Source organism: Rhodococcus sp. JCM 9793 (assembly GCF_055380405.1).
Genome location: NZ_AP043719.1, coordinates 148,046 through 165,651, shown reverse-complemented (window position 1 = coordinate 165,651; position 17,606 = coordinate 148,046). Strand labels below are relative to the sequence as shown.

Genomic DNA, 17,606 nt, shown 5'->3' with positions numbered 1-17,606 from the left:
TACGAACGCGCGATGGCTATTACCCGAAGTCATAGATGTAACAAAAACGCCAAAACGGACGACATCTGTTTCCGAACCACCAGACAGACACCCTCCGCGCCGCCCGCGCAGAGACCAGAATGCGCTCCTCTAGAGCGGAGAAGGAGCCAGCGTTGGCGTCACGAAGGACCTGGGCGCTGGGCGCTGCGGCCATTGTCGTCTTAGCGATGTTCGGAAGCTGCAACGACGATGACAGCCCCGGCACCGCCACGAACACCCGAACGACAACAACCGTCACACCCAAGGACCGAGACGTCTGGGTCGGCACCGTCGCCTCCTACCCACACATTTACCGATTCTCGCCAGAAATCGACGTAGACCTCGGCAATGGGCACATTGAGTCGGTGAAGCTCGCGCACATCGGAGAGCCTGTCTGCGGAAACCACCCCGCTTCGGATGCACGCAAGGCATCCCTACACACTCGTATCCAACAACTCCTACCCATTGGAATGCCCGTCACAATCGTTCGTGGTCGGGAATCAGCAGGAAGCAAAGCAAAATTCACCGACGAAGGATTCGTCTTCGTTGACGGAACTGCTCCCTTGATATCCACGACCCCAACAACCGCCCCCTCCACAGTGACGGCAGCTACGACCCCGACCGCTGCACCGACCGCTACGACCGAGACGACCACCACACCAACTACGACTGGGACAAGCACCACTACGCCGGCCTCTACCACCGCACCGCAAGCCCATGCCGAGATCCTCGTCAACGAGCTTCTCCTGTCGGAAGGCCTTGCCGTTCCCACCGATCCGGACATTGATCTCTCAGCCCTCGCAAGCAAAACAGTCGAAGCACAGATGTACGGCGGACCATGGCCACTCGAGGTCGAACCCAACATTTCCTACTTCGACCGACTCCTCTCCGCACACCGGGCAGCCTGGGAAGGAAGAGTCGGGTTCATCGCCGACTGCAGAGCCGAAGAAGCACGCGACATCCTGCAAAAGCAGCAGCAAGACGAGCTTGATCGGATACGCCGCGGGCCTGACGGTGAACTCGGCACAATCGATGACGACCACCGCCGATGGAAGCACGACGAAAATGGCAACGCATACATCAATACACCCAGCATCAGCAGCGGAAGCAGCGGCGGAAGTGGTGGTGGCGGAGGCGGCGGGTTCTGCCGCAGCCGCTGGTGTTAAGCCATGTCCGACAATCATCGCTTTCGTGCTTCGAGCACGAGTTCTCCGAGGCGTGAGCCTGCTCGACTACCCACTCGACGAGTCCCCGCCACAGATGCACTGAGCAGCTCCGGAGGCACACCGTCACCACAGGACATTCACATTGCCTCGTATTCTGAACTGTAGATCTAGGGAGGCCGAGAATTGCTCGACAGGTGGCTGCGCAACGAGACATTTCAGAGGCAGTCGACCTTTCTCGACGTACGCCGAGTATCAGCTGATACCTCAGCAGAGGACCAGGAACTCGAAGAGTGGCTTGGGCATGAGCTGATGCGCAACTACTTTGATCCGAAGAAGCGCGGACCACTGGTAGATGCCCTGAGGAGCCTGGGCATCGAAGGGTTGGCTGATCACGTCGCCCGGACCAACTTCCCCGACGACCCCAAAGTGGTAACTGGCGAGTTCGGCGAAGCACTCGCCAGCGCCGTCTTCCGAATACAACGCCGGTACACCGTCCCGATACTGAAACTCCGGTACAAACACCGACGCAACGCTCCAGCACAGGCTGCGGACCTCGTGGCATTTCGCCTATCCACCACTCCACCCATCATCGCTGTTCCCGAAGTGAAAACCCGAAACGCGAAAGAGTTGGACGCAGGCAAGAAGGCCCATCAAAGCCTCCTCGGTGCCCTCGGCACCCTTAATGAGAGCATCGACTTCGTCGCGACCCGACTGCTCGATCAGGGTAATCCCCTCGGAACCCGAGTATTTGCGCTGCTGTCAGATGACACCAAAGTCATCGAGCGCCACCTGAGTTGCACCAGGTTGGCCGATTTTCGAACCGGATCTGACATTTGCGCTGGTGAGAGCGGTGCGGGTGCGGGGAATGGCACACTAAACGATCAGTAGACTCCGGCCCGTGGCCGCCTACATCCGCAAAGTCCGCACCGCCTCGGGAGCAACCGCGGTGCAAATCGCAGCCAAACAAGGCCGCCGTGACAAAGTCCTCGAGCACCTCGGCTCCGCTCACACCGACAGCGAACTCGCGGCCCTGCTCGAAACAGCCCGCGAGAAACTGCTCGCCGGCCAGCAACAACTCGACCTGGACCTCGGCACGAACACCGGCGGAGCATCGACGATCACCGGTAAGCGGTCCCGCTGGCTGATCGAGGTCATCGACACCGCGTGGCGACGCCTCGGGTTCGACGTGATCGACAACGAGGCATTCTTCCAGCTGGTGGCAGCCCGCATCACCGAGGCGACCTCCGTCGCCGACACGGGCAGAGTGCTCGGTGAGATCGGCATCGCCCCGCACACCGCAACACATTCGTGCGGACCCTGCGGCGCTGCACCGCTTACGGCTACCGCGACCACGTCGCCCAACGCTGCTTCGAACACGCTGCCGCCGCAGGAGATCTGAACCTTTTGCTCTATGACGTGACCACCTTGTACTTCGAAGCCGAGAAAGAAGACGACCTGCGCAAGGTCGGGTTCTCGAAAGAGCGTCGGGTCGATCCGCAAATCGTGGTCGGACTCCTCGTCGACCGCAGCGGGTTCCCTTTGGAAATAGTCTGTTTCGAAGGAAACCACGCTGAGACCCGGACAATCGTGCCGATCGTGCGCCAGTTCCAAAAGCGTCATGGCATCGAGGGTGTGGAGATGGTCATTGCCGCCGATGCCGGCATGTTGTCGGCGGCGAACCTGAAAGACCTCGACGCTGCCGGCCTGAAGTTCATCGTCGGGTCACGGGTGATGAAGGCACCGTCGGATCTGGCCAGTCATTTCCACTGGAACGGCGACGTGTTCACCGACGGGCAGGTCATCGACACGGTCACCCCACGGCACGCGAAGAGCGTGGTCAACGACATCGCACGCCGCGCTGAACCGGTATGGGACCCTGACGACACGTCGGCGTGGCGGGCGATCTGGGCGTATTCGACCAAGCGCGCCGTACGGGACAATCAGACACTCAACGCTCAGGAGGAACGAGCGAAGGCCGTCATCGACGGCACCCGAGCTGCCCGATCGCCGCGATTCGTCAAGACCACCACGAAGGGCAAGACCCTCGATACCGACGGTATCGCCAGGGCACGTTCCCTCGTCGGACTCAAAGGTTACGTATCGAATGTTCCTGTTTCACTGATGAATCCGCGGGAAGTGATGGAGAAGTATCACGATCTGTGGCAGGTCGAACAGTCATTTCGGATGTCGAAGACCGACCTGCGGGCGAGACCGATCTTCAGTCACAAGCGAGATTCGATCGAGGCGCACTTGACCATCGTGTTCGCCGCGTTGGCGATCTCGCGTTACCTGCAGGCCGAGACCGGGATGTCGATCCGGAAGATCGTGCGTAGCCTGCGTCCGCTGCAGGAAATCACCGTCACGATCGCCGGCCACGAGCACACCGCCCTCGATCCACTCACCGACGACGCTGCGAGCATCCTCGATTCCCTGAAAATCCCGAACCCCCGGTCGGGGTTGGCACACTAAACTGGTGCAACTCAGGATCATCGCGCACATCGGATCCGCACACACCGACGTCGAACTCGGCATACTCCTCGAACGAGCCCGCCACCTCCTGCACGGCAACCAGGAGATGCGACCTCGACGTCCCCACACCGGTCGAGCAAGTCAACGACCTCGCGGATTGGCGCAGCGGTCAACTTCCCGCGAACTCGTCAGAACCGGTGATCAGGTCGCCGGCCCCGGCCGGACCGTGCGCACCCCCGCACGGTTGCTCTACGACGTCCTCGCCTCCATCTACGACCGGCTCGGCTTCGACGTGCTCGACGACGCCGTGTTCAAAGACCTGGTCATCGCCCGGATCGTCGAACCGAGCTCGGCCGCTCAAGCTCGGCGCGCTCGTCCGCATCGAGTGTGCGACGGTCGCCGACCGGCTGATGTCCGGGGTCGGCGAGACCCCTGCCAGCGGCACCAGACCGAGTGGGACAACGGTGTCGTCGTCATCAGCGGCGACGCTCTCCCGAGCTGCTGGCCGTCGTCCCGGTCGATGCGCTCGGCCTCGGCGAAGATCATCCCGGCCGCCGGATCCTGGGCGCGCGACGGCGACGTCGCCCGCTTCGCGCCCCGGCTCGCCGCCGTGCCCGGAACCGTCTACGCAGTCGTCGGGCGACAGGATGCTCGTGACGGCTGGAGCGAACATGCGCGGGTCGCCGTGCCCGCCTCGCACCTCGGGCCGAGCACTGTCGTCGAGGTGATCGATCCAGGATGCGAGCAGGTCCCGGCCAACCTGCTCCGCTTCTCGATGACCGAGAAGGGGATCGGCCTCAAGGTGCTCCGCTCCGCACTGGCCGCGTACGACCGGATGCTCGGACTCGACCTCGATCACCCTCTCAGTCGACGGGTCGATCACGAAATCGAATTGCGGTGGGGAGGTTTCGGGATGCTCGCCTGTTGATCGCAGCAAGCAGGGCACGAAACGGTCGGTGGTGTGCGACAGGAGCGGGATCCCGCTGGCCATGGTGTCGGCCGGCGCGAACCGGCACGATTCCCCGTTGCTCGAACCCACGATCCGGGCCGTGCCCGACATGGTCGGACCGCTACAGCAATATTCGTGTGGGCACCTCGATCGCGGGTACGACTCGGCGAAGACGAGGGCGTTGCTCGAGGAGTTGGGCTACGACTGCGACATCGCCCGCAAGGACGTGCCTGCCCCGATCCAAGCGGGGAAGCGGTGAGTGGTCGAGCGGACGCATTCGTGGATGAACGGCTTCGGCAAGTTGCGTCGATGCACCGACAAGTAAGTCGTGGTCGTCGACTTCTACCTCGCGTTGGCGGCTGCGCTGACCGTTCTCCGACGTCTGATCAACCAGGCGCGTAGCCACTACCGCTGGCCGTCCCGGCCCACCACCCGTCGACTCAAGTGATCATCATTTGCCGGTTGCTCTAAGCCGCGGCCAGTTCGAGCGCCGAGAAGTACCCGGTCAGGAATGCTCGGAGTCTGTTCACCGCCTGTGCGCGATCCCACATCAGGACTTGGGGATGTGCGCAGTCCCTGTGCGCGAGCGCGCACTCAGCCCGATCGGCATATCTGTTCTCGTCCTGAACGTGCAACCCTGCATGAGCGTCAGCTGGCAGACCTACGCGGATACACATAGGACAGTCCCTCTTGTCGACGTGTTGCGATGAACCAGGCGTGCGATCGAATACGATGCATGTATGGTATCGCACATCCGCAGCAAGGCCGGGAAGCAGCAACGCGCGCAGAGGTCTGAAGCCGTCCAGGTTATCGAGACGCAATTGTCAGTGCTTGTTCGTCTTCTGGATCACCTCAGCAGACGGGCGATCACCTATAAAGAGATGGATCGAGCGAGCTATCTGATCTCGCGAGCGCTCGACAAAGCGGGTCCGGTCAGCATTCACAATCTCGCTGGGCTCCTGTCGCTCGAGCCAACCACTGTGACGCGCAAGATCGCTTCAATGGAGACGGCCGGCTTGATCACTCGCGCGAGTAAGCCCGAGGACAAGCGAGTATCTCTGGTCGACCTGTCATCCCTCGGGCGGGAGAAGATGGAGATCGTCAGAGATCTCCGTCAGAGGCACAATGAAGTCCTCCTAAGTGACTGGCCGTTAGAAGATTTGCAGAGCTTCGGACGACTGATGCGAAACTACAACGACTGCATCAACAAGGATGCCAACCTACCCCAGGACGAAAATCCATTCTATTAACGGTAGCTGGTTGATTCGGGAGGTAGAGGTGCAGACCGTAGCCTGCCGCGACCGAGTTCATCAGGGCCAGCAGCTGTAGTGGCGGGGCGCCGTGGACCATGCCGGCCACCAGCGTCGCAACGCGATCTCGGGGCCGAGCCAGGCGCACATCGCACGCGGCCGCGACGGAGCCGGCGGGGCAGAGCCCTCGCTCTCTCGGCGGTCAGGTCAGAGCTGCGGCGCCGTGTTGTCCTGCTGCGATAACGTAACATCGTGCTGCAGTGTTGATCGGCAAATCAGACGGCCCAGCAGAGGCTGAGCGCGCAGTTGACCAGCACCTGATGGCGACGTCGAAGCGGACCTGAAAGTCGGCCCAGCCCAGCTCGTCCTTGATCTGCTTGTAGCTGTGTTCGATCCAGTGTCGGATGCCGTAGATCCGGCTGATCTCTTCCAGGTCCGTAGCCGGGTGCGGACTCTCGGCCGCGGAGGCCGGGCACATCTCGCCTGGGTTGGCTCATTTCGTTAGTGCGTGAGTCACCGGCCTGAAATCCGATTCAGAATCTCGCGGATCTCGGGTTCGACCTGCGGCGGGAACGTATGCCGGGTGCCGTTGATCGCGATCGTCGCCGAACGCAACGGGCGCAGCTTCTTGACGACATGGCCGATCGCCAACCCGGTACGTTCCTGAACCAGACGCGAGACAGCCAACGCCGCGAACACGATCGTCAGATGCGCCTCGATCGAATCCTTCGTGCGATGAAAGATCGGCCGGGCCCGCAGATCCGTTTTCGACATCCGAAACGACTGCTCCACATGCCACAGGTCATGATATTTCGCGATCACCTCAGACGGATCCATCAGTGAGGCATAAGTATTCGTCACGTACCCTTTCAATCCCGAGAGGGATCGAGCACGCTCGAGCGACGCGGTATCGAGGCTGCGGCCCTGCGCGGTGGTCTTGACGAACCGAGTCGACTTCGGCGGTGTACCGCCGTCGACGACGGCCCGGGCGCGGGCTTCCTGCGCGTTCAACGTCTTCTCGTCCCGCGCCGCCCGGGCGGTCGAGTACTGCCACACCGCCCGCCACGCGTTCGGATGCGCGACCGGGTCCCACACGGGTTCGGCGCGTTTGCGGACATTGTTGACCTTCGAGCGGCCGTGTCTGGGGGTGATCGTGTCGACGATCTGACCATTGGTGAAAGCATTGCCGTGCCAATGAAAGTGCGAGGCAAGATCACCGGGCGCTTTGGTGACACGGGAGCCGACGATGAACTTCAGACCTGCCTCATCGAGGTCGGTCAGATTCGACGCCGACAGCATCCCGGCATCAGCAGCGACGACCATCTCCACACCGGTGAGGTCGTGGCGCTGCTGGAACTGACGCACGATCGGCACGATGGTGTGGGTTTCCGCGTGGTTGCCTTCGAAGCAACCGATTTCCAGCGGGAAACCGGTGCGGTCCACCAGAAGCCCGACGACGATCTGCGGGTCGACGCGTCGTTCCTTGCTGTAGCCGACTTTCCTTAAGGTGTCTTCCTTTTCGGCTTCGAAGTACAAGGTGGTGACGTCGTAGAGCAGCAAGGACAGACCGCCGGTGTCGGCGGCGTGGGCGAAGCACCGCTCGGCGATGACGGCCCGGTAGTCCTTGTCGAGAATCGAGCGCAGGTGGCGTTTGATGGTGGCGTAACTCGGTGGGGCGGCGCCGAGGTCACGCAGGACTCGGCCGGCATCGAGTTTCGACCCGGGTTCGACGATGCGGGCGATCACCAGGTCCCGGAAGGCCTCATCGTGGATTCGGTCGAATCCCAGCTGGTCGTAGGCGGTGTGCAGGGCTTCCCGGAGCAACACCGACGCGGTGGTTTCGGTCCGGCCCGGCGCATCGAGCACCGGTTGTTGCTCGTCGATCGGTGTCGGCAGCAGCGTTGCTTGCCCGGTGGGAAGAACGCTTTCGACGGGCAGTTGTGGGGTGATGCCCAGGTCGAGGGCCTGTTGGTCGGGTTCGAGCCAGGCTCGAGCGCGTTCGAGGAGCATGCCGAGTTCGATGTCGGTGTGGGCGGACCCGATGTGTTTGACGATTTCCTGCCGGCCACCGCTGTAGCGGGCGATCTGCACGGCGGTGGCTCCGGACTTGGTGCGGACTCGCCTGATGAACGCCACTCGATGAGCGTAGACGGGCTCGGTTAGTGCGTGAACTCAGCCATTCAGAATCGAGAAGAGCCTGGTCACAGCCCTGCGATCAGGATTTGTGGTCTGGAGTGAGCCAAGTCAGGTCGAAGCGGACCTGAAAGTCGGCCCAGCCCAGCTCGTCCTTGATCTGCTTGTAGCTGTGTTCGATCCAGTGTCGGATGCCGTAGATCCGGCTGATCTCTTCCAGGTCCGTAGCCGGGTGCGGACTCGCGGCCGCGGAGGCCGGGCACATCTCGGCCTTACTGGCAACGGCAATGACGTCGCAAGGGACATATCGGGAGGACTTCGCGGCCGCACCTTCGGGCTAGGAACGTCTCCACCATGAGGAGCGATCCTCTCGAACAGGTATAAATCGAATCGCAGGAAACCTAGGCCATTTCTCGCCAACCACTGCTACGTTCCCCACAAACGCCTACTTCAACGTCCAGTCCACACAGGCTGCCTCTTCTCAGCAAATGCCGTCGAACCCTCGACAGCGTCCGCCGAGGTAAACACCGGACGCGTAATTTTCATTTGCCTAGCGAACGCTTCGTCGTCTGGCCAAGACCCAGACTTGACGATAACCTCCTTCGAGGCTGCGATGGCTAGCGGCCCATTCGCAGAAACTCGCCTTGCCAATGCCAACGCCCCCTCGAACGCCTCACCGGCGGCAGTAAGCGAGTTGACGAATCCCCATTGGTGTCCGTCTTCCGCACTGAAATTGTCGCCGGTAAGGGCGAGTTCAAGCGCCTTTTGGTATGGGATCCGCTTGGGAAGCCGCAGCAATCCGCCGCTGGCAGCGACGAGTCCTCGCTTGACTTCGGGAATACCGAACTGGGCTCCACTGGATGCGATCACCAGGTCGCTGGCGAGCACTAACTCCATTCCACCGGCAAGCGCGTAGCCTTCAACAGCAGCAATGAGTGGCTTCTGCGGTGGGGTTTCCGTGAACCCTAGTCCTCGTCCGGGCACCACGATCTTCTCGCCTGATGCGAAGGCCTTGAGGTCCATACCCGCACAGAAGTCTTTGCCTGTTCCTGTGAGAACTCCGACTGACAGGTCAGGGTCGGCATCGAGCTCGTCGACCGCAGCGGCCAGTCCGTAGCTCGCCGAGCGATTGATGGCATTTCGTGCCTCGGGTCGATTTATCGTGATCACCAGGATGTTGTTTCGGCGCTCGACGAGGACATCATCGGTCATGGAATTCCTTCAGCTATCTATGATTACAGCCGGTGCGGGACCGGTCACCGTGGAGCCATGCGGATAGCACCATCGAGCCGGATCGTGTCGCCATTGATCATGGGGTTCGTAACGATTGCCTCGACGAGTTGGGCATACTCGCTGGGGTCTCCCAGTCTGTTGGGATGCGGGACCTGCGCGCCCAGAGACTTCTGAGCTTCGTCGGGTAGGCCACCGAGCATTGGGGTCTTGAAGAGTCCTGGGGCGATTGTCACGACGCGGATCTGCAGGGACGCCAGATCGCGGGCGATCGGCAGCGTAGCACCGACCACACCGCCTTTCGATGCGGAATATGCGGCCTGTCCGATCTGTCCGTCGAATGCCGCCACGGAGGCGGTATTGATAATGACACCGCGTTCCTCGCCCACGGGCTCATTCTGCGACATCGAGTGAGCGGCAAGCCTGATGACATTGAATGTGCCAATGAGATTGACCTTGACGATCTTCTCGAAATAATCCAGCGGGAAGGGCCCGTTCTTACTCACGGTCTTGATCGCGTTGCCAATTCCCGCACAGTTGACGACGATCCGCAGCTGGCCATCGCGGTTGGCGAGCTTAACGGCCTCGGTAACGGAATCCTCGTCAGTGACGTTTGCTGCGGCAAATTCCACGGTTCCGCCAACTGCATCGAGCGCGTCCCTGTTGGCGGACGGGCGGTCGAGGGCAATCACTCGTGCGCCGGACTTGACCAGCGCTGTCACGGTTGCCAGTCCGAGACCAGATGCGCCTCCTGTCACGAGCGCTGATGTGCCTGATATCTCCATACTTGGCTCCTCCTATGGCAGCAGACGAATGGAACGAACCCTCACGGATTCGACTGATAGCGATTGACGTCAGTGTTCGATGCCGTGGCACGCTTGGAGCATTGCATCGAGGTCGGCGATCTTCACCCGGTCTGCTTGCCTCGTTGTTCCCAAAGCGATCTCGGCGGCGTCCAGGCGCAACCATGACTGCCAGTCGACAGGTCGCACGCACCGCCCATCCAGCAGCGTCGCCGGGTTGTCAAGTTCTGCGCGCCCCTGCATGAGGTGGGGAAGGTCGGCGAGGATCGTGGCTACTGTCTCTTCGGCATCGATTTTGTTGGTACCGATCACTCCGCTGGGCCCCCTCTTGATCCAGCCTGTGACATAGTTTCCCTGCAGCGGGGCCCCATCTTGTAGCACTCGGCCCTTATCGTTGGGAATGGTTCCGGTGCGGGTATCGAACGGCAGTCCCGGTACCGGATCGCCGGAATAGCCGATAGCACGGACGACCAGTCCCACGTCGAGAGTCTCGCGCTCCCCTGTTCCTACGATATTCCCAGTGCCGGAATATTCGTTCCGTTCGAGCACCAGCCCTTCAACCGCGGTATCACCCAGCAACTCCACGGGTGTGCGGAGAAATCGCAGGTGGATCCGCCGCGGCTTGCCCTCGCTGCACTCGCGATGTGCCCAGCTGCGCAGGATCTGGAGATTCTGCGACTGGCGACGGTCCGCCGATGCCGAGTGCTCCTCAGAGACGAGTAAGTCATCGTCGTGAACGAGGACATCTGCATTGGCAAGCTGTCCGATCTGGAGAAGCTCGGCCGGTGTGAATCGAACTTCGGCCGGACCTCGCCGAATGATCACATGGATGTCCGTAACTTTGCTTTCAGCAAGAGCTTCGAGCACGAAATCCGGTATATCCGTTGTTGCCATCTCTTCCGAACTCTTGGCCAGGACACGCGCAACGTCCAGAGCGACATTGCCGCCGCCTATGACCGCTACGCCCGGATGGGTCATTCGCGGAGTGAGTTCACGTTGGTCGATATGGCCGGAATACCATCCGACGAATTGCCCTGAGCCCATACTGCCGATCAGGTCTTCGCCTGGCACATCAAGTGTGCGGTCACGCGTACACCCTGTTGCGTGCACAACGGCATGATAGTGCCTTTGCATATCCTCAAGTCGAACATCTTGCCCTATATGAACGTTGCCGAAGAATCGCAAGTCATCGCCTGCAAAAGGCTTTTCCAGCAGCCTTGTCACGGACTTCATCTTTACATGGTCGGGAGCGACACCGTACCGGACGAGACCGAATGGGGTAGGCAATCTATCGAACACATCGACGCTTACGGGTGGGTCCGCGTCAAGCAGAGCTGCCGCAGCGTAGAGTCCCGACGGACCCGATCCTACGACGGCCACTCGCGGTCGCTGGATCACTGACTCCTGAGTGCTCACACGATCACTTCACACGCATCGGCAGGACCGAGACAATCGCCGCGTCGTGATTGATCTTACCGGCGGCGCGGCCACCATCACGAACGCTCGCCTCGACGAAGAAGGTTTCGTTGGCTGCGGTGTAGTCCGACAGTTCCTCAGGCACGAGGTCGATGTGGAAGACTGCCTCTTGCGGGCACGCCGGCTCGCATGCGCCGCAGTCGATGCACTCATCCGGATTGATATACAGCATCCTGCCGCCCTCGTAGATGCAGTCTGCAGGACACTGCTCCATGCAGGATTTGTCCATGATATCGACGCATCCCTCGGTGATTACATACGGCATGACTTCCTCCATGAAGATTGAGGTTCTGGGCAGTGTAGTTCTGTGTTACTTGCTGAGTGACGCACCGCCGCTGGCATCACACTGTCATCCACTTGCACTGGCGCTTGTCGTCCGGGCGCTTGGTTCAAAAGCGCACTAGAACGACGATCGACAGCGTTGTCGGTGTCGTGTCAATCTGGGTCGGCCCGCTCTCTCTGCGGCATCGAAACTGATTGCCGGTAAACGGCATACCGAACCCCCCCGTGAACCAACGTGCCTAGCGCCGAGATCGCGGTTCCGTTCAGGTGCCCCAGCTGGCTTGCTGGGTCCGCTCGAATTCTTCCTGCAGCAAAGATTGTCAGGTCTCCGTCTTCTCGTACGCCGGTGCCACGCTGCTCGAGCAGAAGCGAGGATCCATCATCGTCTTCTAGGACCGCCCGGATATCTACTGCTACTACGCCTTCGGCATCACGGCTTGCCCAGTCGGTAGCCGATCGCACAACCCCGCTACATCCAGCGCCCTCGAAACGGCCACCGCGCGACTGCACGATCATGGCGTTTCCTCCGTCTCCATCAGAGATCAGCTTCGGCGCATCCACTTCGAAGTTGATATCGAAGAGATGTTCGGCTCCCACCAACGATCGGGTAGCGGCGGCGCGAAACGACGGGGTGACAGCTTCCCCTTCGGCATGCTCCGCGCCGCCCAGAAGCGGGCGCCATGGAACGTCGATCATTCCCTGCAGGTCCATCGCGAACTTGGTCGCGTTGTCTGCCGAATCCGGATTCAACATCAGGCTGATCTTGTGGCACCCGGATCCAGGCAGGGCGGCAATAGCGTGCGGCACTCCAGGCGACGCATACACGAACGAGCCAGCAGCAGCACGGCGCCATACACCGTCGCAATAGAACCCGTAGGTGCCGTCGACGATGTACCAGGCCTCGGCATACTCGTGTACGTGCAATGGCGCACGGGTCCGGGGTTTTTCAAACATCTCTACGACCTGCAATCGGCCGGCCGTGTCTTCCAGGGTCGCACGGATGAACATCGGCCGGTCATCTGAAGTGAATGCTCGGTGCGCGTCGTCTCTCGACTGGACCGGACTACCGACTCGGCTCGCCATTACAGGTCATCCCACCCTGGCGTGCCATCTGCCTCACCGTAGGCGACGGTGACACGTTTGACCCGCGTGCATCCTTCAATCGCGCCCTCTGCCATCGCGTTTCCAACACCGCTTGCTTTGAACCCGCTGAACGGCAGTGTCGGCCCGTAGGCACGGGCCGTATTGACCCAGACGTTGCCGGCCTCGACAGCGTCACTGATCCGCAAACTCCGTGGAAGGTTCTCGGTCCAGAGCATCGTCGCGAGTCCGTGAACAGTGCCGTTCGCAATCTCGATCGCCTCCTTCTCGTCAGCGAACGTCAGTACCGACAGGACCGGACCGAAAACCTCTTCTTGCGCGATACGGAAGTTCGGTTCGACGCCAGTAAGGATTGTGGGAGCAACGTAGCAACCTGCCGATCCCACACCGTCAGGCCGACCACCACCGGTCGCAATGGTCGCACCCTCGTTCCTCGCGATATCGATGTAGTCGAGGACTCGTTCGTACTGACGACGGAAGGCGAGGGGTCCGATGTGGTTGGCCTCATCGAACGGGTTTCCCACACGCACTTTCTCTGCCATGGCCGTAAGGCGTCCGACGAACTCCTCAGCGATATTCTCCTGCACGAGCAGGCGGCTTCCCGAGCAGCAGATTTGACCGGTGTTGGCAAATATCCCCCAGAGGGAGCCTCTCAACGCGCGTTCCATGTCTGCATCGTCGAACACGATGTTCGGAGACTTGCCACCTAGCTCGAGAGTGATCTTCTTGAACGTATCCGCAGCGGCATGGGCGATCTTCTGGCCAGTCTCGATCCCTCCGGTGAATCGGATACCACCGATACCCGGGTGGGACGCCAGCGCATGGCCGGCCTTTCCGCCACCGACAATCAGGTTGACGAGGCCGACCGGCATGCCGGCCTGCACTGTCATCTCCGCGATGATTCTCGACGACAGCGGTGACCACTCTGACGGTTTCACGATGACGCCGTTGCCGCAGGCCACTGCCGATGCGATTCGATGAACAGTACTCACCGCTGGTGCATTCCACGGGGTGATCGCCGCGACAACACCGAGAGCCTCGCGCTTGGTATAGGTCAGTTCTGTGGATGTGGTGGGGATCTGCTGACCAAGGATCTTGTCGACCGATCCCGCCCAGTACCGCGCGATGCGACCGAGCTGCGCTCCCTCGCCACGTGCTTCGCGGATCGCCTTGCCAGTATTGGTTGTATCGAGCGCCGCGAGTTCTTCTGCCCGCTCGTCGAGTAGCTGAGAGAACTTCCACAACGCATTTGCCCGGGCGGCGACCGAGAAGCTCTGCCACTCGCGTTGAGCGGCACCGGCAGCGGCGACGGCATCGTTCACGTCGTTCTCGTCCGCGAGTACGACTTCTGCGAGCTCTTCGTCCGTCGCTGGATTGGCGATTGTCATCGTCGATCGATTGGCGGTGGATCCGCTCCCGCCACCGATGTACGAGCTCGTTTGATTCAGCATCCTGGTCTGGCTCCTTTTGAAAACATTCCGCCGACTGCATATTTCCGAGAACCTATGGTCACTACACTTTAAAAGTGTGACCTCACGCACCTTTCTTGTCAATAGTCGTCGGGATCTCACATGCAGTCGATCGCGTTCGGGGGCTCCCGCACGGTGATCCACACGCGAACTCACGCCCTCGACCGCCTACGCACGGTTCAGCCGCATTCGGGTGATGCCGTTTGCAGCCGTGCACGTGCGGCCACATTGCACTCCCCTGTGGATCGCGGGTGAGACGTTAGTGGTGCCGGGTCCCATCTCACCGCCGGAGCTACTGCGTATCAGGTCGGATGTGTTTCCGCTGCACTGCGACGGGGCGCCAAGATCGTCACGCCCTGGGCGGCAGATGCCACCAGTGAGCCGTCTGCACCGACGATTCGAGCGGTGACAGTAGCGCGCTGGCCAGCCCGCACCTCCCGGGCCACCTCGAGCAAGTGCCATTGGTCGAAGTGCGGACTGCGATGAAACCACACCGAGTGGTCCGTGGTGACTGCACGAGAGGTCCTGCGCTCATCGGCGTCCATCGCCGCCAGGACAAGTCCGAGGTCCGAGGTGAAGGCAGCTGTGGCCCAGCCTTCTTCGTGATCATCGAGGCGGTGGGTCGCCGAACGAACCCACACGGGATGGTATTTCCTGCTGTTGCCGTCAGAGTCCTGCGGTACCCGGAGGTCAAGGTCGCTATAGTTCCACTTCGTGTGAAATATCGAGCGCTTCTCTAGCGAGTCGGAAGGTCCGAACGGCGGAGGTTCTACACACGGATGTGGTGGGGCTTCTTCTGCTGCCCCGAAGATCACGGTCACTTCGGCGACCGTCTTGTCGTCCTGGGTGATGCCGATTCTTCGGTGGCAGGAGCGCCCCCCGTCACGCAGCGAGCTCACCGAGAGGGTAACGGGCACGCCCTCTCGTCCTGGCGACAGGAAGTAGGCGTGCAGGACATGAGGGACCCACCCGTCGGGAACAGTTCGCAGGCCTGCTATCAGCCCCTGCGCGGAGAGTTGCCCACCGAATAGCCCACCCATACCGATTCGTCTGGTGTCGCTGACGAACACTCCATCCGAAATGGGGCGTACTGCGTAGAAGGTATCCGCGCCCGAGGGGATGGTGGTCATGTGTGCGCCGGGAGTTGTAACTGCTGCGCTACCCGATCCCGATGCCATGCGGCGTCTCCCCAAGACCGCGACAGAGCCCATGAACGCTTGAGAAATAGCTGCAGATCGTATTCCTGTGTGTATCCGATCGCACCGTGACACTGCAATGCTTTGCGGCTGATGAGGGACACGGCGTCTGATGCCATGACCTTTGCCATCGAGACATCGCGGGTACGATTGACGTCATCGGTAGCCAGCGACCATGCTGCCCTGGTAACTGCCGGGCGGGCAAAGGTGAGCTGAAGAGCGGCATCGGCCAGATGATGTTTGATCGCCTGGAAGCTCCCGATCGGCACGCCGAATTGTTGTCGGCTCTTCACATACGCGACCGTGTCGTCGATCATTCGCTGTCCGAGCCCTAGCAGGAAAGCGGACGTTCCCCATGCTCCCCGATCGAAGGCCAGGCCGGTATCGGCCTCGATGAAGCTACCGGCGCCTGAGACTCGAGACGCTCCACGGGCCGGGTCGACGGTGACCACGGGGGTGACGACGCAATCCTCGGTGGGTACGAGTTCGAAGCCCCCGTGCCGTCGCAGAAGAACGAAATCCGAATCTGCCATTCGGGGCACGAGTGGTCCGCCGAGGTCTGTCGTGACCATCGACTCTGAGGGTAGCCGATCACCGATCAGAGGCATTGCCACAACGGCGGTTTCCACGATCGGGTGAGGAAGCCCGAAGTACCCGGCCTCCTCGAGAAGCAGCACCAGCGATCTTTCGTCCAGCCCGAGTCCACCCTGATGCTCGGGCACGAGCACGGACAGTGCCCCGAGGTCGGCAAGCGCCGACCATACTGGTCGTTGAAGGGGACCGACAGACGCTTCTCGCAGGGTCGACGGTTCACACTTCTTGCTGAGCAGTACGCGAACTGCGTCCCGGAAGTCGAGCTGTTCTTGGTCGAAACCCCACCTCATGAACCACTCCTCGGAAGGCCGAGGAGACGCTCGGCGGCAATATTGCGTTGGATTTCGTTGGTGCCGGCATAGATGGGGCCGCTCAGCGAGAACTGCCAACCCCGGGACCAGGCGTGATCGATCTCGGCCTCGGGGCCGAGGACGTCGAGTGCGAGCTCGTGAAGTTCGATGTCGAGTTCCGACCACCACAACTTGACGAGACTGGTTTCGGCTCCCGGCTGCACGCCATCGATACTCGCGCTCGCTGTCTGCAGGGTCTGAAGCCGGTACGCTTCCGCCTTCATCCACGCGTCTGCGAGACGCGGAGCGAGGTGCGGGGATCGGACGGCCCCGTCATTGTTGCGCCAGAGCTCGAGCAAGTTGTCTGCTGTTGAGATGAACCGGCCGGGCGAGCGGAGGGTGAGGCCTCGTTCCGACGTCGTTGACGACATCGCAACCATCCAACCAGCATTGACCTCGCCGAGTACTGGGGACCCATATGCCAGCTCGTCGGGAAGAAAGGCGGAGTCGAAGAACACCTCCGCGAATCCTTCGTCCCCGTCGAGTCGGTTGAATCCGCGTACGCTGATCCCGGGGGTGTCGAGCGGCACGAGAAGGTATGTGAGACCTTTGTGCCGATTCTGTCCGCCGTCGCTGCGGAACAAGCCGAACAGGTGTGTGCAGAAAGACCCGCGGGTCGTCCAGGTTTTCTGTCCGTCGAGAATCCATCCACCGTCGACCTTCGTCGCCTTGCTTTTGACGTTTGCCAAATCGGATCCGGCGTTGGGCTCGGACCAGCCTTGGCACCAGACGTCGGCAGTAGATGTCATCCGGGGAAGGATGTACTGCTTCTGTTGCGCAGTACCGTACTCGAGAAGTGCTGGGGCGAGGATGGCAATCCCATTCTGCGTGATCCGTGGTGGCCCGCCGGCGCGATAGTATTCTTCTTCGAAGATCAGCCATTCCCACAGTGTCGAGTCCCGACCACCAAACTCGCGAGGCCAACTGATTGCGGACCATCCGGCCTCGGACAGTGTCCTCTCCCAGTCAAGGTGCTGGGTGAACCCTTCACGAGTGTCGCCCGAGAGGATGGGTCCCTCGTGCCTGTCGTGCCAAGACCGGAGGTTATCCGTCAGCCACGTTCGCACTTCGAGCCGGAACGCATCGTCAGTGTCGCTCCATGTCAAGTCCATCATGATAA

At 61.2% G+C, this 17,606-nt stretch carries 14 protein-coding genes and 3 pseudogenes; 6 read left to right on the top strand and 11 right to left on the bottom strand.

The genetic code is table 11. The features are described from left to right. Window positions 1-152: 152 nt before the first annotated feature. From ACZ46K_RS01555 to ACZ46K_RS01530, 6 genes and pseudogenes are all read left to right on the top strand, one after another. The gene (locus ACZ46K_RS01555) at window positions 153-1,184 is read left to right on the top strand and encodes a hypothetical protein (RefSeq protein ID WP_464743466.1); all 1,032 of its coding nucleotides are present in this window, start codon (window positions 153-155) and stop codon (window positions 1,182-1,184) included. Window positions 1,185-1,367: 183 nt separating this feature from the next. After that, window positions 1,368-2,072 carry a Hachiman antiphage defense system protein HamA gene (locus tag ACZ46K_RS01550; protein WP_464743464.1) on the top strand — a complete coding sequence of 235 codons (705 nt, stop codon included), beginning with the start codon at window positions 1,368-1,370 and terminating at the stop codon, window positions 2,070-2,072. Between the two features lie 10 nt (window positions 2,073-2,082). Next, a pseudogene (locus ACZ46K_RS01545) lies at window positions 2,083-3,653 on the top strand (IS1634 family transposase). Between the two features lies 1 nt (window position 3,654). Further along, window positions 3,655-4,023, top strand: a pseudogene (locus ACZ46K_RS01540) (IS1634 family transposase); the annotation flags it as partial. A 423-nt stretch (window positions 4,024-4,446) separates the two neighbouring features. Continuing rightward, a pseudogene (locus tag ACZ46K_RS01535) lies at window positions 4,447-5,050 on the top strand (transposase); the annotation flags it as partial. Window positions 5,051-5,342: 292 nt separating this feature from the next. After that, window positions 5,343-5,852 (top strand): MarR family winged helix-turn-helix transcriptional regulator, encoded by a 510-nt coding sequence (locus ACZ46K_RS01530; RefSeq protein WP_054806902.1) that lies wholly within the window; start codon window positions 5,343-5,345, stop codon window positions 5,850-5,852. Between the two features lie 513 nt (window positions 5,853-6,365). On the opposite strand, the gene ACZ46K_RS01525 is transcribed toward ACZ46K_RS01530, so the two are convergent. The 11 genes from ACZ46K_RS01525 to ACZ46K_RS01475 form a co-directional block, all read right to left on the bottom strand. Continuing rightward, window positions 6,366-7,988, bottom strand: a complete 1,623-nt coding sequence (locus tag ACZ46K_RS01525; RefSeq protein WP_054811009.1) for an IS1634 family transposase — start codon at window positions 7,986-7,988, stop codon at window positions 6,366-6,368. 79 nt (window positions 7,989-8,067) lie between these two features. After that, on the bottom strand, window positions 8,068-8,250 hold the full coding sequence (locus tag ACZ46K_RS01520) for a hypothetical protein (protein ID WP_464743520.1): 183 nt from the start codon (window positions 8,248-8,250) through the stop codon (window positions 8,068-8,070). Between the two features lie 185 nt (window positions 8,251-8,435). Beyond that, the gene (locus ACZ46K_RS01515) at window positions 8,436-9,197 is read right to left on the bottom strand and encodes a crotonase/enoyl-CoA hydratase family protein (protein WP_054809943.1); all 762 of its coding nucleotides are present in this window, start codon (window positions 9,195-9,197) and stop codon (window positions 8,436-8,438) included. Between the two features lie 44 nt (window positions 9,198-9,241). Next, on the bottom strand, window positions 9,242-10,000 hold the full coding sequence (locus ACZ46K_RS01510; protein ID WP_464743462.1) for a 3-hydroxyacyl-CoA dehydrogenase: 759 nt from the start codon (window positions 9,998-10,000) through the stop codon (window positions 9,242-9,244). Window positions 10,001-10,069: 69 nt separating this feature from the next. Beyond that, window positions 10,070-11,398 carry an FAD-dependent oxidoreductase gene (locus tag ACZ46K_RS01505; RefSeq protein WP_464743460.1) on the bottom strand — a complete coding sequence of 443 codons (1,329 nt, stop codon included), beginning with the start codon at window positions 11,396-11,398 and terminating at the stop codon, window positions 10,070-10,072. A 40-nt stretch (window positions 11,399-11,438) separates the two neighbouring features. Next, window positions 11,439-11,759 carry a ferredoxin gene (gene fdxA, locus ACZ46K_RS01500; protein WP_054805866.1) on the bottom strand — a complete coding sequence of 107 codons (321 nt, stop codon included), beginning with the start codon at window positions 11,757-11,759 and terminating at the stop codon, window positions 11,439-11,441. Between the two features lie 170 nt (window positions 11,760-11,929). Further along, window positions 11,930-12,784, bottom strand: a complete 855-nt coding sequence (locus tag ACZ46K_RS01495; RefSeq protein ID WP_464743458.1) for a DUF3237 family protein — start codon at window positions 12,782-12,784, stop codon at window positions 11,930-11,932. 74 nt (window positions 12,785-12,858) lie between these two features. After that, on the bottom strand, window positions 12,859-14,418 hold the full coding sequence (locus ACZ46K_RS01490) for an aldehyde dehydrogenase family protein (RefSeq protein ID WP_464743456.1): 1,560 nt from the start codon (window positions 14,416-14,418) through the stop codon (window positions 12,859-12,861). Window positions 14,419-14,648: 230 nt separating this feature from the next. Continuing rightward, entirely contained in the window at window positions 14,649-15,386 is a 738-nt protein-coding gene (locus ACZ46K_RS01485; RefSeq protein ID WP_464743518.1) for an acyl-CoA thioesterase, read from the bottom strand. A gap of 86 nt (window positions 15,387-15,472) precedes the next feature. Next, complete coding sequence (locus ACZ46K_RS01480; RefSeq protein WP_054809939.1) at window positions 15,473-16,426, bottom strand: acyl-CoA dehydrogenase family protein; 954 nt, start codon at window positions 16,424-16,426, stop codon at window positions 15,473-15,475. Continuing rightward, window positions 16,423-17,598 (bottom strand): acyl-CoA dehydrogenase family protein, encoded by a 1,176-nt coding sequence (locus ACZ46K_RS01475; RefSeq protein ID WP_464743516.1) that lies wholly within the window; start codon window positions 17,596-17,598, stop codon window positions 16,423-16,425. Before ACZ46K_RS01475 ends, ACZ46K_RS01480 begins: the two co-directional genes overlap by 4 nt. Window positions 17,599-17,606: the final 8 nt, after the last annotated feature.